Genomic DNA, 12,213 nt, shown 5'->3' on the forward strand with positions numbered 1-12,213 from the left:
TATGGATCCGGCCTCTGCCTTAGAGAAGAAACTAAAGCGCCAAATAGCCGCCCGCAAAGCGGCTGAAGCTCTGTTGGAGCAAAAAAGCCTTGAGCTGTTTGAAGCGAACCAACAGTTGGAGCTTGCTCTGCGCCAGTTGGAAAAACGTTCCAACGCGAATATTCGTCGTATCGAGTTTCAAGAGCAAATCGATAATCTATTGATAGATTTCGGTCGCGCGTTTCTTCGAAGCGACTTAGATGATGTGATGCTGTCTCAACTGACCACAAACGTGACCAACAGTTACCTGATTGAAGCTAGCCGCTTAATATTGCCATTAAAACTACTCCCACAGCTTCAAACTTACGATTATGGTGATGCATCGGTTGGCGATTTCGACCAAGAAATCGTAGAAACCCAATGGGAAGGTGATTTACTCACAGTACCACTTGAAGTTGAGAAGGTTATCGTTGGAGCATTGGTCGTCAAGGTCAACCTATCTGAACAAGATGTCGACTTTATAGAGAGCCAACTCTTATTGGTCACAGATCTTATCTGCAGTGCCATTACTCACCAATTAGCCATCAATCGAAATATTGAGTCTCGTAAGCGAGCAGAGGAATCTGAAAGGGCCACGCGCGATTTTGTTGCGATGATTAACCATGAGCTAAGAACCCCGCTCAATGGTTTATTGGGAAGTGCTGAATTAATCAGTGATACCGAGCTCAATAGTTCCCAACGAGAAATCGTAAATAATCTAAGCCAATCAGGTGAGTTTTTAAGAAATATCATTAATGACTTATTGGACTACAGTAAAATCAATGCAGGTATGCTGGAGTTGATCCCGAAAAAGTTCTCTTTGCATAACTTAAGAAATACGATTGAGAGCATCTTTACCAATCGAGCGATTGAGAAACAGCTCGACTTCAATATTAGCGTGGCTTCCGACGTCCCGTCACACTTTAAAGGCGATTTAGAGCGTATCACTCAGTTATTTGTAAATCTTATTGGTAATGCGATTAAGTTTACCGAGGAAGGGCATGTAAACGTTGATATCGAATGGCGTGACCAGCACTTCGTTTTCTCTGTAGAAGATACTGGAGTCGGTATTGCTGAGTCTGCTTATAAAACGCTGTTTGAACCCTTTACCCAAGCGGATAACTCAAGTAGCCGTAATTATGAAGGTACTGGGCTAGGTTTAGCGATTTGCCGTAAGCTCGTCGGCCTGATGGATGGTGATATAGGTGTAACCAGCATTGTTGGTGCAGGGACGATATTTACCATTTCAGTTCCCCTCCAAGTTATCGATGTTCCTGATGGTAGCGATACGATTTCCAAAGGGGTTGAATCTGAAGTTGAACTTTCATTGCTGAAAGTGTTGGTGGTTGATGATATTAAGATGAACCAGATCATCATTCAGCAGATGCTACGAAAACATAAGATAGAGCCAGCGATTGCAAGCAACGGTGTTGAAGGAGTAGAGCTCGCGTTAGACACAGAATATGACATAGTGTTTATGGATTGCCGGATGCCACTCATGGATGGCTTTGAAGCAACGGAGACACTCAGAGAGAAAGGTTATTCTAAGTCTATTGTCGCGCTTACGGCAGGGACTACGTTGGAAGAACGTGAGCGTTGTATTCAATGTGGGATGAACGACATCCTCAGTAAGCCTTATACGGCTAATGACTTAAAAGAAATGCTTAAGAAGTGGGGGGGGGGGCCTATCACTACGTCATAGTTGATGACTGCATAACAGCTTTAGCAAAACGTTTGGAGAAACAAAGCCGAAGTGATCATCGCGATGACTTCGGCTTTTTATACTTTTCGTTTGGGCTTAGAACTTGTACTAAGCGTTCAGTAAACTGGCGTCGCTTAGCACTCTTCCAGTACAGGAAGGATTCGACTTAGTTTATCCAGCGTTTCTTGGTATTCAGACGCACAATCACTATCGAATACCACACCACCGCCTGCCCAAGCATAAAGCGTGTTGTGTTCTGCCACTAAGGTTCGGATGGTAATACTGGTGTCCATTCTGCCATTTCGGCTGATGTAACCGATACTGCCACAATATGCTGAACGTCGATGTGGCTCTAGCTCCTCGATGATCTGCATCGCACGAACTTTAGGGGCGCCGGTAATAGAGCCGCCTGGGAAACAAGCTCTTAATAAGTCTGTTGCAGAATATTGGTAATCAAGGTCAGCTCTGATGGTGCTTACCAAGTGGTGCACAGCAGGGAAGCTTTCAATATCGAACAATTTAGGGACATAAACCGTTCCTGGCTTTGCCACTCGACCGATATCGTTACGAAGTAAATCTACAATCATCAGGTTTTCCGCCTGATCTTTATCTGCGCTCGCTAAGTCTTGTGCGTTAGTATCATCAATCACTTGGTCATCAGAACGAGGGCGAGTGCCTTTGATCGGCTTAGTCTCAATCACATTGTCTTTCAGTTCTAAGAAGCGCTCAGGTGAGACACTGATAATGGCACTGTTGGCTAGACGGATGAAGCCAGAAAACGGAGCAGAGTTATATTGCTCAAGCTTTTTGTAGGCCAACCATTCGCTGCCTTGGTATTTTGCATTGAAGCGCTGAGCCAAGTTGATTTGATAGCAGTCACCAGACAGTAGATATTCTTGGACGCTATCAAACTTATCTGCGTAGCTCTGCTCGCTCATGTTCGATTGCCACGGTGTTATCAGGCTAAACTCTTCAACCGTAGGTTGAGTTTCTTGCTGTTGAGATAACCAATCCCAGTGTGCTTCTATGTTTTGCCCAACCACACAAGCTGTCTTCAACTTGTGGTCAACCACAATCGCCCACTCGTAAAGACCCACCGCCATATCGGGTGCATCAATATCACGTGTTGAAGTGGTTGGAAGCGTTTCTACTCTTCGACCCAAATCGTAGCTAAAGTAGCCTAATGCACCACCGATGAACGGCAACTCAGAGTGCTCATTTGTGGCTGGTAACAATTGCTGCTGATAGTGGTTTAGCAGTTCGAAAGGATCGGAGTCTGAAACATCAAACGTCTCTTTAACACTAATGGTGGTTTTTGCACCGATTGTTTCGAAGGTGGCGATGGGTTGAGCAACTAAAATGTCGTATCGACTATCAACGTGGCTTTCTGAAGCAGAGCGTAATAGCATTGCCCACGGCAAGTTTTCGATATGAGAAAACAGCTGTCTAGCTAAAGTTGATTGATATTCAAGCGGCTTGATTTGGATAGCGCGAAATTCGTTGTTATTCATTTGTTTAATTTGTGACAAAGAGTTCGATCACTGCATGGCTTGTGAGAGGAAGCAAGAGTATCATAAATTGAAAATAAAATGGGTTCTTGATTAGAACGGTGTAATCCAAGTGGTTTAGTTTAAAGCTATGCAAGCGATTGCTAAAGCAACTAAATACAGATCAACATTATAAAAGCTAAACCTACTGATCTCATTTAGCGTTATTCGTTAAATAGTGAACCCACATGGAACTAGAACAATAAAGAGGCATGCAATGACGGTTATTCGTAAGCAAGATGTGATCAGCAGTGTCGCTGACGCACTTCAGTATATTTCTTATTATCACCCTTTAGACTTTGTCCAAGCCCTAGAAAAAGCGTACGAGAAAGAAGAGAGCCAAGCAGCTAAAGATGCGATCGCACAAATTCTTATTAACTCACGTATGTCTGCGGAAGGTCACCGTCCTATCTGTCAGGATACAGGTATCGTTACTTGTTTCGTGAATATCGGTATGGATGTGAAGTGGGAAACGGATCTAACAGTACAACAAATGGTTGATGAAGGCGTTCGTCAAGCTTACAACAACCCAGATAACCCACTGCGTGCCTCTGTCCTAATGGACCCTGCAGGGAAGCGTATTAATACTAAAGACAACACACCAGCGGTTGTTCACATTAATATGGTTCCGGGCAACAAAGTTGAAATTCAAATCGCGGCGAAAGGCGGCGGTTCAGAGAACAAAACTAAGATGGTTATGCTAAACCCTTCTGATGACATTGCAGAGTGGGTAGAGAAGACGCTACCAACGATGGGCGCGGGCTGGTGCCCGCCGGGTATGCTAGGTATAGGCATCGGCGGTACCGCTGAGAAAGCAGCGGTACTGGCGAAAGAGTCTCTGATGGAACACATCGATATCCAGGAGCTTATCGAAAAAGGTCCAGAGAACGCAGAAGAAGAGCTTCGTCTAGATATCTTCAACCGCGTAAATAAACTAGGTATTGGTGCACAAGGTCTTGGTGGTCTAACAACTGTGGTAGATGTGAAAATCAAAACAGCACCAACACACGCCGCGTCTAAGCCAGTATGTTTGATCCCTAACTGTGCAGCAACACGTCACGTACACTTCACACTAGACGGCAGCGGTCCAGCAGAGCTAACGCCACCGAAACTAGAAGAATGGCCAGACATCACCTGGGAAGCGGGCGCCAACACACGCCGTGTTAACCTTGATGAAGTGAGTAAAGAAGATGTTCAAGAGTGGAAGACAGGTGAAACGGTTCTTCTATCAGGCAAAATCCTAACGGGCCGTGATGCTGCGCATAAGCGTATTCAAGGCATGCTAGAGGGCGGCGAAGGTCTACCTGAAGGCGTTGATTTCAAAGGTAAGTTTATCTACTACGTAGGTCCTGTTGATGCAGTAGGCGACGAAGCGGTAGGTCCTGCAGGCCCAACAACATCGACACGTATGGATAAGTTCACTGACATGATGCTAAACGAAACGGGCATCATGGGTATGATCGGTAAAGCGGAACGTGGTCCTGCTACGGTTGAATCAATCAAAGAGCATAAAGCGGTTTACTTGATGGCTGTAGGTGGCGCTGCTTACCTTGTAGCAAAAGCAATCAAAAAAGCTCGTGTTGTTGCGTTTGAAGATCTTGGTATGGAAGCGATTTACGAGTTTGAAGTTGAAGACATGCCAGTAACGGTAGCGGTTGACTCAACGGGCGCAAACGCTCATCAGATAGGTCCTGACACGTGGAAAGTGAAAATTGCCGAAGCTGAAAAAGCTTAATCAACCGAAGTCAAAAAGTCGTAATTGATGCTGACTCTAGCGTTTGAATTGCAAGTTTTGATAGAAAGTTAAAGACAAAAGTGCAGCATTATCTGCACTTTTGTCTTATTATCAATGATATAGTGACAAATACATCGTTTGATATAAGAACATAGGAGATAGGAATGCCTCGTTTTATTCATATCCTACAAATTATCTTGGCAGTGGTGATCGGTAGTTTCATTGGTTACGATTTGATCTTGCACGGAATCAGCATCTTTAACGAAAAATACGTAACCATTACATGTGTATTGTGGTTGATTGCTGAGATAGCACTGTTTGTTATCTACAAACTCATAGAAGACGATTAGTCTGCTATTCATGAAAAATTTCAAAGCCCCTGATTATTAATGTAATCAGGGGCTTTTATTCATCTAGCATTAAGAATGGGTATTGCATACTCACTACTATTAGCAAACGAATAAGCAACAGTATACAAACTATCCCAATAGGGAAAGAACATAGGCTTGCCTCTCCATCATCATAACCAGCTTGCCTAAATATCACGGAGTCGTTCAAATGAAACACCTAACTCAAGAAATGAGTGACTTTATAAGCAGAGGAACGGACTCTCACATTAGAGTTGCGGTCACGGGTCTGTCTCGTGCAGGTAAAACAGCATTCATTACCTCGTTGGTTAACCAACTTCTTCATACCTCTACACATAATAATTTACCGCTTCTTGCATCAGCGCGAGACGGAAGAATTATTGGTGCAAAGCGCATCCCACAACACAACATGATGATTCCGCGTTTCTCTTATGACGAAGCGATGGAATCATTAAATGGTCAGCCACCAGAATGGCCAGTACCGACACGCGATGTCAGTGAAATTCGCTTGGCTATCAAATACAAGCCGGCAAAAGGCGCGAAGAAGTTACTGAGTAAAAACAGTACGCTTTATCTCGACATTGTTGACTATCCGGGTGAATGGTTACTTGACTTGCCATTATTGGATATGGATTTTGAAACGTGGAGTCAATCTCAGTTTGCCGCATTAAAAGGTGACCGAGAAACTTACTCGCAAGAGTGGAGCGCAATGCTTGGCGACGTTGACCTGTTGGCTGAAGCTGATGAGAAGAAACTGGTTAACATTGCGGATAGTTACACTCAGTATCTCCATACTTGTAAGAGCAATGGACTACATTGGGTGCAACCGGGGCGATCTGTATTACCTGGTGAGCTTGAAGGCGCGCCTGTGCTGCAGTTTTTCCCATGCGCAGCACCAGAAAGTAAATTCTCGAAAACAAGTAACTATGCGGTGCTGAAAGCGCGATATGAAGAGTACCAACAGAAGGTTGTTAAAGCGTTCTACAAGAATCATTTCTCAACCTTCGACAGACAAATTGTACTGGTGGATTGTTTGCAGCCACTCAATGCAGGTTACGACTCTTTCATGGATATGCGTAGTGCACTTGAACAGTTATTGAAGAGCTTTAAATATGGCCGAAGCAATATCCTGAGACGTTTGTTTGCTCCGAAGATCGACAAGATCCTGTTTGCAGCGACTAAGGCAGACCATGTAACACCAGATCAGCATCCAAACTTGGTGTCACTGCTGCAACAGATGGTACACCCAGCGTGGCAACAGGCGGCGTTTGAGCATATCGATATGAGCTGCATGAGTATCGCTTCCATTCAAGCGACCAGCGCAGGTTATATCTCATCGGGATCGGACAATGTGCCAGCGCTGCAAGGTGTTACTTTGGATAACGTTCCCCAGACTATGTATCCGGGTGAGGTGCCACGGAAGCTGCCGAACAAGCAGTACTGGGAAACTAACCAGTTTGATTTCACGAGCTTTAGGCCAATGGAACAACATTCTGATGAACCTTGCCAACACCTAAGAATTGATAAGGTTTTAGAGTATCTCATTGGCGATAAGTTAAAGTAATTGAGGCAATAAAAGATGAGTGAATTAAAAACAAAGCAGGTCTTTAATGAGCCGCTGAAGACCTCTTTTGATGACAATGATAGTGCTTTGGGTAAGCATGGCGTGGGGGAAGCGACTCCAGAATTAGGTGCCCAGCAGTTGTTTACTGAACAAGAGAAATTTGTAACCGTTGCACCACAGGTTGAGAGCGAGCTAGATGGCGAAGCTGAGCAGCAACTAGAACAAATCATCCGACCAAGTAAAAAGAGAAAGTGGTTGGGCTCTGGCTTAATGGTTGCTTTCTCAGGCTTGGTTGGCTGGCAAGCGATTGATTCTGTCATCACGGCGGTTCAATCAGCAGATTGGCTCGCACTTGGTTGGGCCAGTTTTATCGCGGCAATCGCGTCACTGGGCTTGGGTGCAATATGCAAAGAGCTGTGGAAGCTACGCTCATTGAAAGATCACTTTAGCGTACAAGAGCAGAGTGAAGAGCTACTACAAAGCCAAAGTGTCGGCAAAGGCAAAGCGTTCTGTGAAAACATCGCTAAGCAGGGCGGCATTATTGCGGAGTCTCCGGAGTTCGATAAGTGGAGAAATAGCATCAACCCTGCACACAGTGATGCTGAAGTGTTGGATATGTACGATGCATTAGTTGTTGCCCAGCAAGACAAAGTGGCTACTCAAATCGTCACTAAATTCTCGACTGAATCAGCAGCCTTGGTTGCGGTGAGTCCATTAGCAGCGGCAGACATGTTGCTGGTGGCTTGGCGCAATTTCACCATGATAGACGAGCTAGCTGATGTGTATGGCATTGAACTTGGATACTGGTCACGCATCAAACTTTTTAAGTTGGTGTTAATCAACATGGCAGCTGCAGGGGTAAGTGAGTTGGCGATTGATGCGACTATGGACTTAGTTTCGATGGATTTGGCTGGTAAAGTCTCAGCGAGAGCGGGGCAGGGCTTGGGTGTTGGTATCCTGACGGCTCGATTGGGTCTAAAAGCCATGACACTACTTCGCCCTATGCCTTGGCATAATGAACGCAAAGTAAAACTGGCCGACATGCGTAAAGCCGTCCTTTCTGAAATAAAGCGTATCACCCTCAAATAAAACGTACGTCGTTGAAACAAAATGTATGACATTGAGTGGTTTGCGAGCGAAGAGTAAACATATGTTTACTCTTCTTCTTGACTGAACTCAGACCTTAATTCACACTACTGTCAACTTATCCTGACACTTATAATAGGACTATTTGTGCGTCTTGAAGTATTGTGTGAAGACCGACTCGGCTTAACGCGTGAGTTGCTCGATATCTTGGCCTCAAAAAGCATTGATTTACGAGGAATCGAAATCGATGTTAAAGGCATTATTTACCTGAACTGCCCTGATATTGACTTTGATGCTTTTAGTCAGCTTATGGCTGAAATTCGTCGAATTTCAGGTGTAAAGGATGTACGAAAAATACAATTCATGCCGAGCGAAAGGCACAACACTGAGCTGATCGCTTTGCTGGCTAACCTACCTGACCCCGTGATTGCGATTGACCTTAAAGGTTCAGTCGATATGGCAAACCACGCTGCACTCAGCCTATTTGGCAAGCAAGAAGACGAAGTGATTGGCGAACCACTCGCCTCCTTCGTACCAAGCTTTAACTTTGGTCGTTGGATCGAAGGTGAAGTAACACGCCACCGTGAAGTTGTTGTGTTGGACGGTTTAGACTTCTCTATTGAAATCCTACCTATCTATCTGGGTGGTGACGTCAACGAACCTGTGCTTGCGAGCGCGGTTATGACGATTCGTTCTTGCAACCAAGAGATGAATACGCCCGATGCGATTTCGGAACAGAACAACTTAGGCTTTGAGCATTTTGTTGGTGTTTCTAATCGCCATAAAGCGTTAATAAGCCAAGCTAAGAAACTGGCGATGCTGGATCAGCCTCTGCTAATTGAAGGTGATACAGGTACAGGTAAAGAGATGTTGGCGAAAGCGTGTCATAACCGCTCAAACCGCTCGTCTTTCCCATTCTTGATTCTGAGCTGTGCATCGATGCCTGATGACGTAGCTGAAACTGAGCTGTTTGGTCACGCCCCGGGGTCATTCAACCATGAACAAGGTCATAAAGGCATTTTCGAACAAGCCAATGGTGGTACCGTATTTTTAGATGAGATTGGCGAAATGAGCCCGCATCTACAAATCAAACTGCTTCGCTTCCTACAAGATGGTTCATTCCGTCGTGTTGGTGAAGAAGAAGAGATGCACGCTGATGTTCGTATTATTGCGTCAACGCGCCACCGTCTTTCTGAACTTGCTGATTCAGGCTCGTTCCGTGAAGACTTATTCTACCGCTTGAATGTACTGACGCTCTCTATTCCTGCATTGCGTGAACGTTCTAACGACGTTGGGCCATTACTGGAACTGTTCGTAGCTAAATATGCACAACAGCTTGGTATGCTTAAGCCTAAGCTTACTCAAGAGTTAATCGACCAACTTGGTAATTACCAATGGCCGGGTAACATTCGTCAGCTAGACAACATGGTATTACGTGCGCTTACTGAACTGGACTCAGATACGCTAACGGTTGAGCAGTTCCACTTGCCTCAGTTAGAAACCATGACAACAGGTATGGCGAACTTGTGTTTAGATGGCTCTCTGGATGAGATCATGAAAGACTATGAGTCTCAGATTTTGGAGAAGCTTTACCAGTCATTCCCATCAAGTCGTAAGTTAGCCAAGCGTTTGAACGTGTCTCATACCTCTATTGCGAATAAACTTCGTGATTACGGTATTAGAAAGAACTGATCGAATAAGACCTAAATTATGGAAGACTTAAGCACACCAGAACGTATTTACAAGCGAGATGGAAATCTGATCCTACGTACCGCTGAGATAGACGATGCGACTATGATCAGTGAGTACTTTCAGGTGAATCGAGAGTATCTCAAACCTTGGGAACCGATTCGTGAAGATGCATTTTTTGATAGAACGGGCTGGGCACAGCGCCTAATTAAGCTAAACGAGCTTCATAAAATGGGGCTCGGCTATTACTGTTTATTGATTAATGCCGATACTAACGAAATGTTAGGGACTATCTCGTTCAGTAATTTGTCTCGTTTCCCGTTCTATGCGTGTAACGTGGGTTATTCACTCGCAGAGCAAGCTCAGGGGCATGGCTACATGCGCAGAGGCCTCAGCATGGCGAAAGACTATATGTTTGACGTGCAGAACATGCATCGCCTAATGGCGGGTTATATGCCTCACAATGAACGAAGTGCGGGTGTTCTTGAGCATCTCGGTTTTGTACGTGAAGGTTTTGCCAAAGATTACCTACAAATTAACGGTAAATGGGAAGACCACATACTGACGGCGCTCGTCAATCCTAACTGGGAAGATAGACGCAACATTTAGACAACGCAGTCTATAAGCCCACAAACGAGCAGCGATTAAAAAAGGTAGCGAATATTAAGCGATGTAGCGTTGCTGCCTTTACTAAAAGAACATTGAGCCATGGTTGAACCATCGGCCTGAGAAGATATTTGAGGAATTTTGATGTCATACACAACTTTGGACGAATACCAAAGAAAATGGATTTTTACTCACCAATCTATGCCACTTCCGGCTGAGGATTTGGAAAAGATTAAGCCAATGACACAGGCAAGAGCGTCTCAGTTTTGGAAAGAGAACGTGAGTCCTCAAAGCCCAGACGCTGAGCGACTAAGCCCGCAAGACTGGCCTAGCAAAGCATCGAACTGGAAAGAAGAGATCAGCTGGATGGCACATTGGGAAGCCGATGAACCGGAAATGCCAGAAGAGATCCTTAATTTTATTGATTGGCAAGATGACGTAACTATCTATTTTTGTTATGAAAAATATAATGTTCTTGAAACCAAATGGGCCGTTTTTAAGAAGCATTGGAAGAACTTTTTGTTCTACGATGATGGTCCAATTCTATTAGGTCGTCGTCGCTCTGAAGCGCTTTGGTTTGCGACTAATGGTACGGTGAAAATTGGTAACCGTGCGTAAGCTGAAACGAATTTTAAGCGGTAGAAAAGCGAGCATAGTGCTCGCTTTTTTTATTTTAGTTGGGCGTAACGTTTACTCATTTTGTTTTCGTACATTTGTTCATCCGTCAGTCGAATTAACTCATCGATAGGTGGAATATTTGACGAGTAAATAAGTGAACCATGGCTAAAAGTGGCGTGGCAATCTATACCCAGTTTTGGGAGTGTTTATTAAAGTCAGATTACACTCTGCTTATTATCTTGTTTAGGGAATCTTCGGTGATGTCTCTACACAATAAGAGAAACTCATCTCCTCCAAGTCTTCCACAAATATCATCCTTACGAGTGTTACGTTGAAGTGAATGAGAGAAGGACTTTATATATTGGTCGCCTATAGTATCTCCCAAGTTATCATTGACATACTTAAGTCCGTCGATATCAAAATAAACAGCTTTAATATTGATGCTATTTTCAATAGTGCTATCGATGAATTTGGGTGACTCGCTTAATATCGCTCTACGATTAAATACTTGAGTCAGTTCGTCGTGATTAGATGTATATTTCAATTTCCGAATTCGTTCTGCAGTATGTACTTCTCTTTCCAATAGCGCGCGAATACTCTCCATTAAATTTATCTGTATTGGTTTATAAGAGGTCTCTTTAGTGTCTAGCGCGCAGAGTGTTGCGAACATGCTGCCGTCCGATTGGAAGATCGGTAAACCTAGATAAGAGACATAGCCCATCTGCGTGAGTTCGGGATTGTCGCTCCATTCCTCTTTACCAGACGCATTTTTTACATAAAGCATGGCTCTGGTTTCCATCACTTTCTTGCAGTAAAAATTGATGTCTCTGGGGATGATTTTGCCAGGGTCCGCTTTAACACCTGGTGAAGAAGACACCGCAATGTTCTTGGAATCCAACTTCAGACGTAAGAATAAGCCCAACAGCGGGAGCATTAAGCACTTCTGCTATGTTATTGAGCATGCTTTTCCATAAAGAGAGGTCCATTTCTTACACTAGATCATTGATGGCATATTTAGAGCTGGATTGATAGATATTGGTACATGGCATGAATGCTCACCTTTTTGGAATGTCATACGGTTGACTATAATGTCAAATTTCTGCCTTTGCAATCTGAAATAATGTATTTCCTTTCGTTTGTATTTTTAATAAGACAAAGGCATAGCCTATAGGTGGTGTGTTTATAAAAACTATATAAAAAACACTTCGACCATATTTATTTTTTAATAAAAATAAGTGAATTCTACCTGTTTAAATAATGTGCTTATAAGGCGGTTTTCG

At 43.9% G+C, this 12,213-nt stretch carries 10 protein-coding genes; 8 read left to right on the forward strand and 2 right to left on the reverse strand.

Annotated elements, in window-relative coordinates; all coding sequences use genetic code 11:
- Window position 1 precedes the first annotated feature (1 nt).
- Complete coding sequence (locus A3712_RS04495) at window positions 2–1,720, forward strand: ATP-binding protein (protein WP_063522473.1); 1,719 nt, start codon at window positions 2–4, stop codon at window positions 1,718–1,720.
- A 134-nt stretch (window positions 1,721–1,854) separates the two neighbouring features.
- Here A3712_RS04495 and pabB read toward each other — a convergent pair whose 3' ends face one another.
- Window positions 1,855–3,231 carry an aminodeoxychorismate synthase component I gene (pabB, locus tag A3712_RS04500; protein ID WP_063522474.1) on the reverse strand — a complete coding sequence of 459 codons (1,377 nt, stop codon included), beginning with the start codon at window positions 3,229–3,231 and terminating at the stop codon, window positions 1,855–1,857.
- Between the two features lie 253 nt (window positions 3,232–3,484).
- Here pabB and A3712_RS04505 point away from each other — a divergent pair, with 253 nt between their 5' ends.
- The 7 genes from A3712_RS04505 to A3712_RS04535 all read left to right on the forward strand — a co-directional run bounded on the left by A3712_RS04505 (window position 3,485) and on the right by A3712_RS04535 (window position 10,933).
- A complete protein-coding gene (locus tag A3712_RS04505) occupies window positions 3,485–5,002 on the forward strand; it encodes a fumarate hydratase (RefSeq protein ID WP_063522475.1) in 1,518 nt (505 codons plus the stop codon).
- Window positions 5,003–5,166: 164 nt separating this feature from the next.
- Entirely contained in the window at window positions 5,167–5,352 is a 186-nt protein-coding gene (locus A3712_RS04510) for a hypothetical protein (protein WP_004741549.1), read from the forward strand.
- A 208-nt stretch (window positions 5,353–5,560) separates the two neighbouring features.
- On the forward strand, window positions 5,561–6,934 hold the full coding sequence (locus tag A3712_RS04515) for a YcjX family protein (protein WP_063522476.1): 1,374 nt from the start codon (window positions 5,561–5,563) through the stop codon (window positions 6,932–6,934).
- Window positions 6,935–6,949: 15 nt separating this feature from the next.
- Complete coding sequence (locus A3712_RS04520) at window positions 6,950–8,023, forward strand: YcjF family protein (protein WP_063522477.1); 1,074 nt, start codon at window positions 6,950–6,952, stop codon at window positions 8,021–8,023.
- A gap of 144 nt (window positions 8,024–8,167) precedes the next feature.
- The gene (gene tyrR / locus A3712_RS04525; RefSeq protein ID WP_063522478.1) at window positions 8,168–9,712 is read left to right on the forward strand and encodes a transcriptional regulator TyrR; all 1,545 of its coding nucleotides are present in this window, start codon (window positions 8,168–8,170) and stop codon (window positions 9,710–9,712) included.
- 18 nt (window positions 9,713–9,730) lie between these two features.
- Window positions 9,731–10,318, forward strand: a complete 588-nt coding sequence (gene rimJ / locus A3712_RS04530) for a ribosomal protein S5-alanine N-acetyltransferase (RefSeq protein ID WP_063522479.1) — start codon at window positions 9,731–9,733, stop codon at window positions 10,316–10,318.
- 141 nt (window positions 10,319–10,459) lie between these two features.
- Entirely contained in the window at window positions 10,460–10,933 is a 474-nt protein-coding gene (locus tag A3712_RS04535) for a DUF2947 domain-containing protein (RefSeq protein ID WP_063522480.1), read from the forward strand.
- A 220-nt stretch (window positions 10,934–11,153) separates the two neighbouring features.
- Here A3712_RS04535 and A3712_RS04540 read toward each other — a convergent pair whose 3' ends face one another.
- Window positions 11,154–11,810 carry a sensor domain-containing diguanylate cyclase gene (locus tag A3712_RS04540; protein WP_231891761.1) on the reverse strand — a complete coding sequence of 219 codons (657 nt, stop codon included), beginning with the start codon at window positions 11,808–11,810 and terminating at the stop codon, window positions 11,154–11,156.
- Window positions 11,811–12,213 lie beyond the last annotated feature (403 nt).

It is taken from the genome of Vibrio sp. HI00D65 (genome assembly GCF_001635455.1).
In the GTDB taxonomy this organism is placed as follows: Bacteria; Pseudomonadota; Gammaproteobacteria; order Enterobacterales; family Vibrionaceae; genus Vibrio.